20 protein-coding genes and 2 pseudogenes are annotated in these 14,533 nt (G+C 49.2%); 17 read left to right on the forward strand and 5 right to left on the reverse strand.

The window, feature by feature from the left end:
* Positions 1-101: 101 nt before the first annotated feature.
* The 3 genes from IPL17_RS04445 to IPL17_RS04455 are packed head-to-tail and all read right to left on the reverse strand — an operon-like array spanning position 102 to position 1,744.
* The gene (locus tag IPL17_RS04445) at positions 102-638 is read right to left on the reverse strand and encodes a hypothetical protein (RefSeq protein ID WP_345305878.1); all 537 of its coding nucleotides are present in this window, start codon (positions 636-638) and stop codon (positions 102-104) included.
* 32 nt (positions 639-670) lie between these two features.
* Positions 671-1,336, reverse strand: coding sequence for a cupin domain-containing protein (locus IPL17_RS04450; protein WP_345305879.1), 666 nt, complete (start codon positions 1,334-1,336; stop codon positions 671-673).
* A gap of 6 nt (positions 1,337-1,342) precedes the next feature.
* On the reverse strand, positions 1,343-1,744 hold the full coding sequence (locus IPL17_RS04455; protein ID WP_345305880.1) for a NifB/NifX family molybdenum-iron cluster-binding protein: 402 nt from the start codon (positions 1,742-1,744) through the stop codon (positions 1,343-1,345).
* Between the two features lie 296 nt (positions 1,745-2,040).
* Here IPL17_RS04455 and IPL17_RS04460 point away from each other — a divergent pair, with 296 nt between their 5' ends.
* Complete coding sequence (locus IPL17_RS04460) at positions 2,041-2,712, forward strand: cupin domain-containing protein (protein WP_345305881.1); 672 nt, start codon at positions 2,041-2,043, stop codon at positions 2,710-2,712.
* Positions 2,713-2,832: 120 nt separating this feature from the next.
* On the opposite strand, the pseudogene IPL17_RS04465 reads toward IPL17_RS04460, so the two are convergent.
* Together IPL17_RS04465 and IPL17_RS04470 are read right to left on the reverse strand one after the other, a co-directional pair.
* Positions 2,833-3,363 (reverse strand): annotated as a pseudogene (locus IPL17_RS04465) (IS630 family transposase); the annotation flags it as partial.
* 243 nt (positions 3,364-3,606) lie between these two features.
* The gene (locus tag IPL17_RS04470) at positions 3,607-3,891 is read right to left on the reverse strand and encodes a helix-turn-helix domain-containing protein (protein ID WP_345305882.1); all 285 of its coding nucleotides are present in this window, start codon (positions 3,889-3,891) and stop codon (positions 3,607-3,609) included.
* 165 nt (positions 3,892-4,056) lie between these two features.
* Between IPL17_RS04470 and IPL17_RS04475 the strand changes: the two genes are divergently transcribed.
* The 16 genes and pseudogenes from IPL17_RS04475 (at position 4,057) to IPL17_RS04550 (ending at position 14,474) form a co-directional block, all read left to right on the forward strand.
* Positions 4,057-4,293 (forward strand): hypothetical protein, encoded by a 237-nt coding sequence (locus IPL17_RS04475; RefSeq protein ID WP_345305883.1) that lies wholly within the window; start codon positions 4,057-4,059, stop codon positions 4,291-4,293.
* 36 nt (positions 4,294-4,329) lie between these two features.
* Entirely contained in the window at positions 4,330-5,340 is a 1,011-nt protein-coding gene (locus IPL17_RS04480; RefSeq protein ID WP_345305884.1) for a cytochrome c3 family protein, read from the forward strand.
* 44 nt (positions 5,341-5,384) lie between these two features.
* Positions 5,385-5,579: a hypothetical protein gene (locus tag IPL17_RS04485; protein ID WP_345305885.1), complete on the forward strand. Its 195-nt coding sequence runs from the start codon at positions 5,385-5,387 to the stop codon at positions 5,577-5,579.
* Positions 5,580-5,614: 35 nt separating this feature from the next.
* Positions 5,615-6,601: a rhodanese-like domain-containing protein gene (locus IPL17_RS04490; protein WP_345305886.1), complete on the forward strand. Its 987-nt coding sequence runs from the start codon at positions 5,615-5,617 to the stop codon at positions 6,599-6,601.
* Entirely contained in the window at positions 6,489-7,028 is a 540-nt protein-coding gene (locus tag IPL17_RS04495; RefSeq protein ID WP_345305887.1) for a rhodanese-like domain-containing protein, read from the forward strand. Before IPL17_RS04490 ends, IPL17_RS04495 begins: the two co-directional genes overlap by 113 nt.
* 129 nt (positions 7,029-7,157) lie before the next feature.
* Positions 7,158-8,147, forward strand: coding sequence for a LysR family transcriptional regulator (locus IPL17_RS04500; protein ID WP_345305888.1), 990 nt, complete (start codon positions 7,158-7,160; stop codon positions 8,145-8,147).
* Positions 8,148-8,203: 56 nt separating this feature from the next.
* Positions 8,204-10,036 (forward strand): heterodisulfide reductase-related iron-sulfur binding cluster, encoded by a 1,833-nt coding sequence (locus tag IPL17_RS04505; RefSeq protein ID WP_345305889.1) that lies wholly within the window; start codon positions 8,204-8,206, stop codon positions 10,034-10,036.
* Positions 9,996-10,190, forward strand: coding sequence for a (Fe-S)-binding protein (locus IPL17_RS04510; protein WP_345305890.1), 195 nt, complete (start codon positions 9,996-9,998; stop codon positions 10,188-10,190). Before IPL17_RS04505 ends, IPL17_RS04510 begins: the two co-directional genes overlap by 41 nt.
* 309 nt (positions 10,191-10,499) lie before the next feature.
* Positions 10,500-10,658, forward strand: coding sequence for a hypothetical protein (locus tag IPL17_RS04515; RefSeq protein WP_345305911.1), 159 nt, complete (start codon positions 10,500-10,502; stop codon positions 10,656-10,658).
* The gene (locus IPL17_RS04520; protein ID WP_345305913.1) at positions 10,655-10,894 is read left to right on the forward strand and encodes a hypothetical protein; all 240 of its coding nucleotides are present in this window, start codon (positions 10,655-10,657) and stop codon (positions 10,892-10,894) included. Before IPL17_RS04515 ends, IPL17_RS04520 begins: the two co-directional genes overlap by 4 nt.
* 129 nt (positions 10,895-11,023) lie before the next feature.
* On the forward strand, positions 11,024-11,308 hold the full coding sequence (locus IPL17_RS04525; protein ID WP_345305914.1) for a hypothetical protein: 285 nt from the start codon (positions 11,024-11,026) through the stop codon (positions 11,306-11,308).
* 40 nt (positions 11,309-11,348) lie between these two features.
* Complete coding sequence (locus tag IPL17_RS04530; protein WP_345305891.1) at positions 11,349-12,167, forward strand: hypothetical protein; 819 nt, start codon at positions 11,349-11,351, stop codon at positions 12,165-12,167.
* A 34-nt stretch (positions 12,168-12,201) separates the two neighbouring features.
* Positions 12,202-12,738, forward strand: a complete 537-nt coding sequence (locus tag IPL17_RS04535; protein WP_345305892.1) for a transketolase C-terminal domain-containing protein — start codon at positions 12,202-12,204, stop codon at positions 12,736-12,738.
* 60 nt (positions 12,739-12,798) lie between these two features.
* Positions 12,799-13,299 (forward strand): biotin/lipoyl-containing protein, encoded by a 501-nt coding sequence (locus IPL17_RS04540; protein WP_345305893.1) that lies wholly within the window; start codon positions 12,799-12,801, stop codon positions 13,297-13,299.
* Between the two features lie 98 nt (positions 13,300-13,397).
* Positions 13,398-14,017: pseudogene (locus tag IPL17_RS04545) on the forward strand (2-oxo acid dehydrogenase subunit E2).
* Between the two features lie 19 nt (positions 14,018-14,036).
* Positions 14,037-14,474 carry an isoprenylcysteine carboxylmethyltransferase family protein gene (locus IPL17_RS04550; RefSeq protein ID WP_345305894.1) on the forward strand — a complete coding sequence of 146 codons (438 nt, stop codon included), beginning with the start codon at positions 14,037-14,039 and terminating at the stop codon, positions 14,472-14,474.
* Positions 14,475-14,533: the final 59 nt, after the last annotated feature.

Below are 14,533 nucleotides of genomic sequence, written 5' to 3' on the forward strand. Positions count from 1 at the left end.
TAACAATATTTTGTATTTATTACTACAAAACGGATTTTTCACACATAAAATTGGTTACTCTCGCTAAAACTACAATTCAAGGTCTCGTATCAAATTTTGTACTAAGGTTTTTGCGGTGAGGAAAAGAATAAAATCAGCCACAATCCAAAGAGCACGAGAGCACCTGCCAGCCAAGGCAGCTTGCCTACGAACGAATCGGTTTCAGGAACATTGGGAAAACCAGCCGCAACTGCAACAGGCGGTGTGTACACCTCGGCCTTAATAACCGTACCAAATCCGCCTTCAGATTCAAATATTGCGAGGCGAGTCTGGGCATCCTGCTGCTTGTGACATTCCAAGCATTTTTCGCCATTGTTCTCCCAGGGTGAACAATCAATCCCAAATGCGATCTTCTTTTTCATCACAGCCGCATTTCCCTCGTGGCAATTGACGCAACGGTCTGCGTGGTCTGTGAGGCAATACAATTTGCCTGTATCGTAGAGGTAATACAGGTTCTCATGGCAGGTGAGACAGGAGTTGGGTGTCGCATCTGTTACCTGCGCGGCGGAAACCTGAACAGGCAGACTCAACATTCCAAACAACACAACAAGCAAAGTCACAGTCAAAGCGAAGATCCAACGATTAGTTTCGGTTAACATATTTCACCTCCGGGCTTACAAATCAGCATGCCTTATGGCATAAAATATCGTTCTGGAAGAGCGTCGGACAAATCTTCCGGGCACAATACAAGCAGCGCACTCGAATTCCTGGAAGCAGTATTACGCCACGAATGAGGCGTATATGCATCGAAGATCAGGCTGTCGCCGGGTGCGAGGGGATAAACTTCGTCCTCGATAGTGTAGGTAATGTGTCCTTCAAGGCAGTAGATAAACTCACGCCCCGCATATACAATCGGAGCGTTGCCGCTATTGGCGTTGGGTTCCAATCTTGTAATGAACGGCTCACTTCCCATTTTAGGCATCCCTGTGCTCAAACTTTCCACCTGACCTTGGGAAAAAACCAACTGTTGCCTCTCCCCTGCTCTTTGATAGACAATCTTTTTTTGGGGATGTTCATGTTCAAAAAATGTGGTGATGGGCACATCCAAACTTTGCGCGAGTTGATGTAAAGTACTGACACTGGGGGAAGTCTTTGCATTTTCGATCAAACTTAAAGTGTTCACGCTCAATCCGCTTAGTTCTGCCAATGCGCGAATGGAAAGCCGTCGGGCTTTTCGCATGGCATGCAATTGCTGCCCCACTCGCTCCGAAGCTAGGTTCGCATCATGTTTTTTCGAGACGCGACGTTTACTTTTCTCATTCCCGCTTAAGTCATCTGCAAAAAATTTTGGCATCATAATGACCTAATGCAATTTTTCTACATGATTCGCGAGAATGCCGCTGGCGTAATCCAGTGCAGCAGTATCAATATCTTCAATATCTGTGATGACGGGGCGGATACCGCGTTCCTTCATGCTTTCATACGCTCCAGCACCCATGCCGCCACAAATCAGGGCTTCGCAATCAGTGATGGCTTGAGACATTTGTCCATGAAGGGATTGAGAGGCAGAGTCAAATCCGTGCCGCTGATCGGACTCGCCAGTGTGCTCATGTAATTCATTGGCAACATGTTTGTGACTGAGCTTCTCACGCATTTCACGCTGGACGATCTGTCCGTTTTCGATGGTCAAAACTGCGTAATAAATTGCGGGCCCAAAATGCTGGCTGATGTTTTTTTCATCGTCGGTAATGATGGCAATCTTCATAAATTTCTCCTGCGATATGCTTCAAACACGCCTTTTCCTTCTATAAACTGTAAACGACACAATCCATTATTACATGCGTGTGTCAATTATTTTAGTAACAAATGTCACATTTAATTAGTGGAAATAACATTATTATTGACAAACGCACCATATAATTGTGAATTAATGCACAACCATTCAAATCAACACTCTTTTAGCGTGAAAACTGCATATTTTACAGAACCAACTTCCCCGTTGACAAGACCGAAACCTCACTTGTCACAAAAAATTGTGTGTTTTGTCTCATTCTGGTATGATTGAAGCATACAGTCCGATACTGCTCAATAAGAGAAATCAATTGTGGAAGGAACAAATATGGAAGCGACATCTCTCTCGGTGACAAATTACGCCAACTTCGAAGTGCGCGAAACATTTCACAGCGCGACTTGGCAAAGCAGGCGGGTCTTTCTCCGAATTCGATCAGCTTGATCGAGCGCGATGAAACATCGCCAAGCGTGTCAACGCTCCAAAGCTTGGCGGCGGCGCTTAACATCCGCATGAGTTATTTTTTCGAGGAGGAAACACCATCTTCGGTGCTGCATATTAAATCTGGCTCACGACCAAAGATCGAAAGTGAAGGGGTGACAATTGAGGGGATGGGCAAGACCTTGCCTTTTCAGGAACTGGAACCATTTTTGATGGCATTGGAGCCAAAGGCAGGCAGCGGCGGGGAACGGCAGGTCGTTCATTCGGGACATGAGTTCGTTTATTGTCTGCAAGGGAAGATCGAATATGTAATCGACGGAAAAGTGTATCTGCTGGAAATGGGAGATATCCTCATCTTCGAGGCCACCCTCCCCCATCTATGGCGCAATCCATTTGATAGTGAGGCAAAATTTATTTTGGTCCTCCAAACCTCCAATGCGTCGCGCGAACCTGTACAGCGTCATTTTTCAAGTCACCCATCGGTGAATCATATTGGGGGATGATCAACAATTCTAAAAATAAAAATACGCCTTGAAAAAATCTCAAGGCGTATTTTTATTTTTAAGGGCGGGTATTAGATATATGCTCACGCAAATATATGATTACGTGCGCTAAGTAATCCGTCATAAGATTTTAGACAAAAGGAAGCGCAAATCAGAAGCAGGTAGATTTTGCTTGCTCAAGATTTTTTCTGCGTTGTTCACAACAGACTCAATGTGATCTTGAAGTTTGTTGGCACAAGCCATATCTTTCAAGTGTCGCCAGAAACGTTCAATTGGATTGAGGTCAGAACAATAGGGTGGTAGCCAAACGAACATGACCCGATGTTCAAATAAACTCAATGCAGCTAATGCAGAAGCACTCTTGTGATAAGAAGCATTGTCCATCACCAGAACAACTCTTCCAGTCGGGTAGTTCTTGACCAAAAGTTCTTCAAGAAAGTCGATGAAAGTCGCACTATTTTTAGTTTTTGCAACCGTCCAAGTCATCGTATCTTTCAGCCAGTTGTAACCACCAAAGATATGTCGTTTCTGTTTTTCACCAGGTTGAGTGGCTGGAATACGTTTCTGTGTTCCAATTTTCATCCAGCAGGCTCGTAATGGCGGATCTAACGTCAGGGTCGTTTCGTCCATAAAGATGAGTTCGAAATCGTCTCCGCTGACCTTTTTTTCAACTCTTCGAGTACCTCAGCCGCTTTGGCTTTTGCTTGCTTATCTTGCAAATGACCCAAATCATGCTTTGGACGCCGATACCGATATCCTTTCCGTTTGATCAAGGCACGCAAACGGCTCTCACCAAAGCAATACCCGTTATTTTCTCCAAGTGGGTGCTCAACCGCTCCACTGTCCAGATAGTGAAGTGATACCCAACTTCTGATGGTTCTTTTTCGATGACTTCTACCAAAGCCAGACTGTAAGCATCATCTGCTTTTGGCGGTCGTCCACTTTGGGCTGGTTAGCGAGTGCTTCGACGCCGCCATTTTGCCAGCGAGCAAACCAGCCATAAATTGTCGGCTTGCTCACAGCATGGATTTTGGCTACTTCTTCTGGCTTATGTCCCAAATGAAGCAGCTGGATCGCCATGCTTCTTTGAACCACTTCTGGGCGCTTATCGTGGTTGATGGCTGTTTCGACCAGCTTCAATTCTGCTTTCGTGAGATGATAATCTTGAGCTTTTGGCATTTGCCCAGTTTACCATGCCTGCTAAATTACATTCGACGTTTTACTTAACAGCCCATGTTATATACATCCATAAGCAAATCTAATAAGTAAAAGTTATATAAATCACTTGTTTGTATAAGAGTTTGAAATATAATTTGTGAAATATTGCACAACTAAGAGGTAATCGTGTCAAAATTAAAAAACATCGTTTTCCTAACATTTGTCCTGTTTGTGCTTTCCTCATGCACAACCAAATCCCCCACACCGACAGCTGCTGTAACTGAAAGCCCAACAGCCGAAGCGACAGCCACTGCGGCGCCTGTCGCTAACGAGTGTCTGAACTGTCATACGGAGAAACAACGTCTGATAGATACAGCAAAACCTGTTGTTGTTGCAGAGGCAGAATCCAAAGGCGTTGGCTGAGGGGGCGATGTGGCTCCGTTGGAGCCATGGGAGAAAGTGCTCGTTGATAGTGAAAAGTTCATGCCCACCGATCATGGGCAGATCGCCTGCGTGGATTGCCACAATGGAGTCCAGTCACCAGAAAAAGAAATTGCCCACGAAGGCTTGATCGCCAGTCCAAGTGCGGAGCCTGAAAAATACTGCGGTGATTGCCATTCAGACCAGACCGCAACATACCCATTCGCGCTTCACTCGACCCAGCAGGGATATTGGACAGCGATTGATTCACGCGCCGGTAATGTACCTGAAAATCACCCGGCTCTTGAAGAAATGTTTGGCAACCACTGCGCCACCTGCCACACCACCTGCGGTGAATGTCATGTCAGCCAGCCAAAGAACGTCGGCGGCGGATTGTTCACCGGTCATGTGTTTGAAAAGACCCCGCCCATGACGCGTTCCTGCACTGCCTGTCATGGAAGCCGCGTGGGAAATGAGTTCCTCGGAAAAAATGAAGGAATTGCCGGGGATGTACACTTCCGCGAAGCGCGCATGAACTGTGTTAAATGTCATGAAGGCGCTGACTTGCATGGTACGGCCACTGATGCGGAAACAGCTGAAGTGAATCGCCTGGCCGGCATAGAATCACCGAAATGCACGGACTGCCATGTAGAGGCCATTCCCGGCGGAGATGAAAATCCGATGCATCAGGTTCATGGCGACACACTCTCGTGTCAGGTATGCCACTCTGTCACATATACAAGTTGTGATGGCTGCCATGTGGCTGTCAGCGAGACCAGTGGAAATCCGTTCTTTGAGACCGAAGCCACCTACCAGACATTCCTGATCGGACGAAATCCAATTCAATCTGAAGACCGTCCTTATGCCTATGTACCTGTACGCCATATTCCAGTTACAGAAAATGCTTATGAGTTTTATGGTGAAAATCTTCTTCCCAATTTCAATGCGCTACCCACCTGGAACTATGCCACCCGCATAATATCCAAAAGAATACGCCGCAAAACGCATCCTGCGAAGCCTGCCACAGCGGAGACGCGAGCATATTCCTGACGGCAGACAAAGTAAAGCCAGAAGAACTGGAAGCCAATCTCTCTGTGATCATCGAAACACTGCCGCCAATGGTCAGCATTGAACAAGTGCTCAACGCCCCCGCCCTTCCTGCTGACCACGCGAAAACATCCTGCACATCCTGTCACACTAGCGGGATGGCAAACGCCCCCATCAGCCCTGAAAATCATCTGGAATACAACGAAGAAAATTGTATCGGTTGCCACAAGTTACAGAAGTAACTTGATAGAAATAAAAATCATTAAGGAGAAGAAACATGTCTAAGAAAGTGCAAGTATTGTTTGGATTGATCATTGTTTTCAGTATGATTCTAAGCGCCTGTGCACCAGCCGCTGAACCAGTGGTGGAAATGACCGAAGCACCGGTCATCGTAACCGAAGCCCCTGTTGTTGTGGAAGTTGGACCCGATGCACAGGCGCTTTTTACCGTGCTCGTCGCTGATCTGCCCGCTGACAAAGGCTTTGGCACCGTCAAACCCGCCGCCCTAAACGAAGAGCTGGCTGACAAAGCCCCCTTCCTGCTCGATGTGCGTGAAGCCGCCGAAGTCGAAAAGGATGGCTTCATCGAAGGCTCAGTCAATATTCCAGTGCGTGATGTGCTCAACAATCTCGATAAACTGCCCGGACTCGATCAGCCAATAGTAGTCTACTGCGGCTCCGGTCATCGCGGCGGCATGATGCTTGCCGCGCTCAAGGAACTCGGCTACACCAACATCCGCAACCTAGGCGGCGGCCTCGGCGGTTGGAAGAAAGCCAACCTCTCCGTTGTGACCGGATCAATGCCCGCCGCGCCTGCCGCCGTCAGCACCCCGATCGTCGCTGACCAGGCTCTCTTCGAAATGCTCAACGGCTTCTTCATCGCCATGCCCGATGACTTTTACTCAGTCAAATCGGATAAGCTCGCTGAAGAACTGACCGGCGCAACCCTGCCCACGATCATAGATGTGCGCTCCGCTGAAGAATTCGCCAAAGACGGCTACATTGACGGCGCAGTCAACCTGCCCTTCAACGACTTCTTCGCCAGCCTCGACCAGGTCCCCGCTGACAAGGATGCGCGTATTGTTGTCTTGTGCGCCTCTGGTCACCGCGGCTCGATCATCATGATGGCACTTCGCCTCATGGGCTACACAGATGTTGTCAACCTCGCGGGCGGACTCGGCAGCCCTGCAATTCCTCGGCTATACCGATGTCAAGAATCTCGCCGGTGGACTTGGTGGATGGAAGAAAGCCGAACTCGCTGTTGAGACAGGCACGCTTCCCGCCGCCCCGGTAGCTGGTACCGCTCCCGAAGTGGATGCGACCCGTTTGGCGAATCTCACCACCTTCCTGGCCGAATTGCCCGAAGGCTTCTACACAGTCAAAGCCGCCGACCTCAATGTTGAATTGACAGGCACCCCCGTCCCGTTCATCTTTGATGTGCGCACAGCAGATGAAGTCGCCGCTGGTTATATCGAAGGTGCACTCCATATCGCCATCAACGATGTGCCCGCCAACCTTGCTCAATTACCCGCTGACAAAGCCGCCCCGATCGTTGTGTTATGCCAGTCCGGACACCGCGGCGCACTGGTCATGATGTACCTGCGCATGACAGGTGGATACACCAATGTCCGCAACCTTGCCGGCGGAATGAACGCCTGGGTTGCAGCGGAATTACCCGTAGTCGTGAAATAAGCCTGATCGTACGTAAATTAACCAAACTGCCCGCGACCTTTCTCACGGGCAGTTTTTTCTTCTCATCTACCATCACATAAATTCAAAGACAATAATCACTATTCACTGCCTCAAGAAAGGCGTATGCTTATGGACGACGTTCATAAGCCATGGTTATTTCAGGAGAGACCATTGATCGAGCTATCCACCCTGCGTGTATTTCTCATTGCGGCAGAAGAAAAAAATTTCAGCAGAACAGCAGAACGATTAAATCTTTCTCAATCTGCCGTCAGCCAGAACATCCAATCCATGGAACGCGCCTACGGCGTTCAACTCTTCACCCGCCGCGGGCGCACAGTGGAATTGAGTGAAGCCGGGCAGGCCATCCTGCCAATGGCACGCGATGTCCTGCGCGCCGCAAGATTAATGGAGGACGGCTTTCAAGAGATCAATCATCAGATTGGCGGAGAATTGCTGATCGGGTGTTCCACCTCCGCGGGAAAATACATCATGCCTATCCTGTTATCCGACTTCCAGCGTGAATATCCTGCCGTTCACCCGCGCGTAAAGATCATGGGCCGCGAAGGCGTCTACGAGCGCCTGTTAAATCAAAGCATCCCCATTGGAGTGTCAAGCAAGAGCTTTGACCACCGCGACCTGGAATGTCTGCCTTTATTTGACGATCACATTTACCTGATCGTGCCGGCAGACCACCCCTGGGCAAAATACGGTCAAGCTACGCCGGACGATCTGATCGGCCAGCCGATCATTATGCGCGAAGAAATGTCCGGGACTTGTGAAACGGTCATGCACGGACTCAAGAGTTACGGCATCACGCCCGATATGTTGAATGTAACCATGGAACTTGGCAATCCCGAAGCCATTGAAATGGCGGTCGAACGCGGCGTGGGAATTGCCTTCGTCTCTGAAATGATCGCAGTACGCGGACTTGCGTTTGGCAGGATCAAGAAAGTTGAACTGCAAGGGCTCGATCTCAAACGCACGGTCTACATTGCGCGGCATATCCAGTATCCATTTACACGCGCGCAATCCTTGTTCTGGGATTTCGCCCGATCACAGCGCGAAAAACTTAACACAGAAATTTGGGACAGTCTGGTGAATTTTGTTACAACCCCATAAACCTGTGCTAAACTGTACCGCAATATGAATGTCAAGAAACAGATATCGGAGGTTCCATGCTCACACTCGCAGAAAAAATCCTCTTTGTAATCGCAACACTAACATCACTCTACTATACATATCACGGTGTTGCGCTCATCATGCAGCGCATCAACAGCGGTCAAGGTAAAATCGACTGGTCACTGGCATATAAGCGGGTTGGCGAACTTATCCTCAAAGTGGGATTGTTCCAGCCCGTTTTTCGTTTCAGGCTGGGACCCAGCATTTTGCATGGTCTCATCGGCTGGGGATTCCTTTCTTTTCTGTTGATCAACCTCGCGGATCTGATCTACGCATTTACAGGGTTCAAATTACTGGAGCACACTGGGTTATTCGGAGATGCCTACAGCCTGCTTGCAGACATTGCAAACGTCGCGATCATCTTTGGTATTGTGGCGATGGCAGTTCGGCGCTTCATCCTGCGGCCTGCGACACTGTCCACACGTGACACGACTCTTCTGAATCCCAAGGCTCGTTTTGGCATTACCCGTGACTCAGCCATCGTTGCGACATTTATCTTCATCCATAATTCAATGCGGTTTTTGGGCGAATCCTTCGGGGTGGCATTGGCCGGTCAAGCTGACAGTTGGCAGCCAACCATTTCGTCAGTGGCAGGCTTATGGTCAGGTGTTGACCCGCAGACTTTGGTCATCGGTGAACATATTGCATTCTGGTTATCCATTGGCGCAGTCGTCGCGTTCCTGCCCTACTTCCCATATTCAAAACATATTCATGTATTCTTTGCCCCATTGAATTTCGCATTGAAGCCCGAGCGCAAATCCATTGGACAACTAAGTTATATCAATCTAGACGATCAGTCCATTGAACAATTTGGCGCGGCGAAAATGAAAGACCTCGGCTGGGAGCAGATCATGGACAGCTACGCCTGCATCATGTGCTTCCGCTGTCAGGAGGTTTGCCCCGCGTACAACACAGGCAAATTGCTTTCACCCGCCGCGCTGGAAATTAACAAGCGCTATCACTTCAACGGCGGCGGCACGACCGATGTGGCAATGACCGAATTGATCTCTGAAGAAGCAGTCTGGGCATGTACAAGTTGCGGCGCGTGCGTGGACATTTGCCCTGTGGGCAATGAACCGATGCGCGACATTCTCGATATCCGCAGAAATCTTTCAATGATGGAAAGCGCGTTCCCCAAACAATTGGAAACCGCGTTCAAAGGCATGGAACGCAATATGAACCCGTGGAATGTTTCGCAAGCGGACAGAATGAAATGGGCGGATGGTATGTCTGTGCCAACCATTGAACAAAATGCCGAGCCTGAAATTTTATGGTGGGTTGGCTGCGCCCCAGCAACCGATGCTCGCGCACAAAAGACCGCGCAGGCTTTTGCGAAAATTTTAAATGCGGCGGGAGTCAACTACGCCGTGCTTGGCAAGAACGAAGCCTGCACCGGCGACTCGGCCAGACGCGCGGGGCGTGAAGATATTTTCTTTGGGCTGGCTTCACAGAATGTTGAGATACTAAATGAAGTTGCGCCAAAGCGGATAGTTACAACCTGCCCACATTGTTTGCACACGATCAAGAATGAATATCCTGCCTTCGGCGGAAATTATCAGGTGATTCATCACACGCAGTTGATCAATGAGTTGGTTGGCGCAGGAAAGATTTCCATGAATTTGGATGGCGATAATATGAAGGTTACTTTCCATGACCCGTGTTATTTGGGACGGCACAACAAGATCACGGATGCCCCGCGCACAACATTGGACAGCGCAGGTGTGACCACAATCGAAATGCCGCGCAATGGAGTCAAAATCATTCTGTTGCGGTGCGGGCGGCGCGCAAATGTGGAAGGAAGAAGAGAACGGCACAGCGCGAGTCAATGAATCCCGTTTCGCCGAAGCAAAATCCACAGGCGCAGGTACCGTTGCCGTCGGCTGTCCATTCTGTCTCACAATGATGAACGATGCATCCAAAGCAGACGGCGGAAATATCCAGGTAAAAGATGTGGCGGAGATCGTGGCGGAGAGAATGAAGTAGAAAACAAAAGGGTAGAAGCGAAAAGGAGGCGGACAGAAATGTCCGCCTTTTTTCATCCTTCATAATTCATCCTTCATCCTTTGTTCTTCATCCTGTATAATCCCACTCAAGACATCCAATTCAGGAGAGAGAGTACATGCCCAAAAAGAAGGGCTCTATTGCGCTTCCCCTAGATAAGAAGAAATAATCAAAGATTACCGTCTTGCTGTATCAAAGCAGGCAGGCAGTCTTATTGGACGAAGAGAAGTCCTGAGCGGCAAAGCTAAGTTTGGGATTTTTGGCGATGGCAAGGAAATTGCTCAACTCGCCATTGCGCGTGCCTTCCGCAAGGGGGATTGGCGTTCTGGATATTACCGCGATCAAACCTGGATGTTCATGCTGGGCGTGATGAGCATTCAGGAGTTTTTTTCACAACTCTATTCCCACGCCGATCTGACCCATGACCCGCCAGCGCGGGCCGGCAAATGAACGCGCATTTCGCCTCGCGCAATTTATTCCCCAACGGCACCTGGCGCGCGCAAACAAAAATGTACAATGTCGCGAGCGACATCTCCCCCACCGCAGCGCAAATGCCGCGCTCGGTTGGTCTGGCGTATGCATCAGTCATGTATCGCAAGCTGCAGGAACTGCATGAGTCCCACAGATTTCTCGGTCAATGGAGAAGAGATCGTCTTCGCCACCATCGGCAACGCATCTTCCTCTGAAGGTCTGTTTTGGGAATCCGTGAATGCCATCGGAGTTCTCAAAGCGCCCGCCATCATCACCATCTACGATGACGGCTACGGCATTTCCGTCCCTAATCAATTTCAAATGGTAAAGAAAATATCGGCACGTTGCTCAAAGGATTTGAACGCGACCCCAATGCGCCGCCCGAAACCATTGAGCATGGCTTCGATCATTACACCGTTCACGCCTGGGATTACCCCGCCCTGGTCGAAACTTATCTTAGCGCCGCGGAGATCGCCCGCGAGTATCACATCCCCGCGCTGGTGCATGTCATTGATGTGACCCAGCCGCAGGGTCATTCCACTTCAGGAAGCCACGAACGATACAAAATCCCTGAGCGGCTCAAGTGGGAGGAGGAATTTGACGGCGTCCGAAAATGCGCAAGTGGCTGATTGACAACCGTGTCATCTCCGCGCCCGAGCTTGATAGCCATTGAAAAAGCAGACCGCGCCGCTGTGGAGGGATTCCGCAAAACTGCCTGGGGAAAACTTTCTCGCCCCGATCCTCGAAGAACGCAACCAGGTTTTAGACATACTCGACGAGATCGCGAGGACTTCGAACCATGCCACAGAGTTGAGATTGCTCAAAGATCGGCTGGCAAACGTCCCGACAGTGGCGAGGCGTGACATCCATGCGCCAATACACGATACCTTGAGAATGCTGAGAAATGAGGCACACCCCACAAAAGGCATCCTCATCCAATGGAAATCTGAGAATGATAAGGCCACTCAGGAAAGATATGGTTCACATCTTTATTCTGGAACTGCATTGAAGGTGCCTGAAGTCAAGCCCGCGTATTCACATTCATCGCCGACGATGTTCGGCTTTGAGATCGTGAACGCCGCATTTGATTCCGCGTTAGCACGTGAGCCGCGCTTGATCGCATTCGGCGAGGATGTCGGCAGACTCGGCGATGTAAATCAGGGCTTCAAGGGCATGCAGGAAAAATATGGCGAATACCGCGTGAGCGATACCGGTATTCGTGAAGCGACGATTCTTGGTCAGGCAATCGGCATGGCCATGCGTGGATTGCGGCCTATTGCAGAGATCCAATATTTGGATTATGTCTTGTACGCGCTGCAGATCATGTCTGATGACCTGGCGACTTTACACTGGCGCACCGCAGGCGGACAAAAAGCGCCCGTCATTGTACGCACACGCGGACACAGACTCGAGGAATTTGGCATTCTGGCTCGCCCATGGCTGGGATCATCAATCTGGTACGCGGTATGTACGTTTGGTCCCGCGTGATATGACCCGCGCCGCAGGTTTTTATAATACCCTTTTGAAAGCTGACGAACCCGCAATTGTCGTGGAAGTGTTGAACGGCTATCGTGTGAAAGAACGCCTGCCGGACAATATTGGAGAAATGACCTTGCGATTGGGTGTGCCTGAGATCATCCGCACAGGAAAAGATGTCACCATCGTCACCTACGGTGCCTGCTGCCGGGTCGTTCTGGATGCTGCCGATAAGTTAAGCAAAGTCGGGATTGAGATCGAGGTCATTGATGTACAATCGCTTCTGCCATTTGACATACATAGCATGATCGTTGAGTCACTCAAGAAAACGAATCGCGTAATCTTCGTGGATGAAGATGTGCCTGGCGGGACGACCGCCTACATGATGAATGAAGTCATAGAGAAACAAGGCGGTTATTTCCATTTGGACTCCCCCGCAAAGTCGCTTTCAGGCACAGCACACAGACCCGCTTATGGAAGTGACGGGGATTACTGGTCAAAGCCCAATGCGGAGACGATCTTCGATGCCGTATATGAAATGATGAATGAAGTTGATCCCGAGACATTTCCAAAGATTTATTAACCACGATGAGTACCAAGATACATAAAGGAATATCTTTGGCTTGAAAAGAGGAGTGAATTTATGGCGATAAAAGTTTTAGTTCCGCGTCTTGGCGAAGGTGTAGATGAAGTTACCGTCACAAAATGGCTTAAACAGGTTGGCGACTCCATTAAAGAGTTGGAACCTTTGCTTGAAGTCAACACGGACAAGGTAGACACAGAAATTCCTGCGCCTGCTTCAGGTACCGTTTTAAAGATCGTCATGCAGGAAGGCTCTCCAGCAAAAGTGGGAGAAATTCTTGCCTTTATCGGAACGCCAGGGGAGCGCATTGAAAGTGTCGAAAGTACTGAAGTATCGGATATATCAAAAGTTGAAAGTCAAAAATCAATTGAGACACAATCTGCGACCATTGACCTTAGGCATTCGACTGATATGGGATTTATATCTCCTGTTGTTGCCAAGATTGCCGCAGAACATGACGTCAGTTTATCGCAAGTCACTGGTACGGGTTTAAATGGGCGCATTACCAAAAACGATGTATTGGCATTTATTGAAACTGGAAAGTCAACCATACCAGATTAAAAACTTCCAACCAGCAATCCGCAAATGTTCAACCCGCCATTGGCGACCAGCTGATCAAACACTCCCCCATCCGCAGATCCATCGCCGAACACATGGTGATGAGCAAGCGTACTTCTCCGCATGTGTTGACCGTCATGGAAGCAGACCTGTCGCATATCAGCAAACACCGCGCAGCAAACAAATCTGCATTTGAGCGGGATGGCGTGAAATTGACATTTACTGCATATTTCATGTCCGCAATTGTGGCGGCTCTGAAAGCCTATCCGAGCGCCAATTCTTCATGGACAGATGAAGGCGTGCTAATTCACAAAGCGATCAACCTCGGCATGGCAACATCTCTCGGTGAAGAAGGATTGATCGTGCCTGTCATCAAGAACGCGGACAACTTGTCACTTCTAGCCATGGCGCGGACTGTGAACGATCTTGCCAATCGTGCGCGCACCAAGAAATTGCAACCCGATGAAGTTAAAGGAGGCACATTCACACTCACCAACCACGGCATCAGCGGATCGCTGTTCGCGTTCCCGTCATCAACCAGCCGCAGTGCGGAATTCTCGGCGTCGGTGCGATGCAGAAACGAGTGGTGGTGATCGAGGATGCAATCGCGATCCGTCCGATGGTATATCTCTCGTTCGTATTCGACCATCGCATTCTCGATGGCGCATCCGCAGACTGGTTCTTGATGAAGGTAAAAGAGACTTTGGAAAATTGGAGCTAGCAAACATGGCAGAAAACAAATGGATCATCCGAATATCAACAAAAACATCCACCCGCCCGTGGTTGCGCTAATGTTTATCGTAATCGCGTATTTTCTCGGGAGGTTTGTTCCAACTCCATTGGTTGCACCTCCCATTTTGCGCAGCATCGGCTTTGCGCTGACCTTTATTGGTTTTTTGTTCGGCATCGGCGCATTTATCGAATTCAGGAAAGCGCGAACCACCCTGGATCCGCATGGCTCTGTCAAACAATTGGTGATGGCAGGAGTGTATCGTTTTACACGCAACCCGATCTATCTCGGATTCATGTTGATGGTGATTGGCTTACCTCTGAATTCAGGCCTGTATTGGGGTCTCATTATTTCACCGTTCTTCGCCATGACCATGAGGCGGCTTGTCATCGAGCGGGAAGAAGCTTATCTGGAGAAAAAAATTCAAAGAGCAGTACACAGACTATAGATCAAAAGTGAGACGCTGGTTGTAAATCTCAAAGGCGATGAAAAGTCGCCTTTTTATTT

It is taken from the genome of Candidatus Villigracilis saccharophilus, from assembly GCF_016711665.1.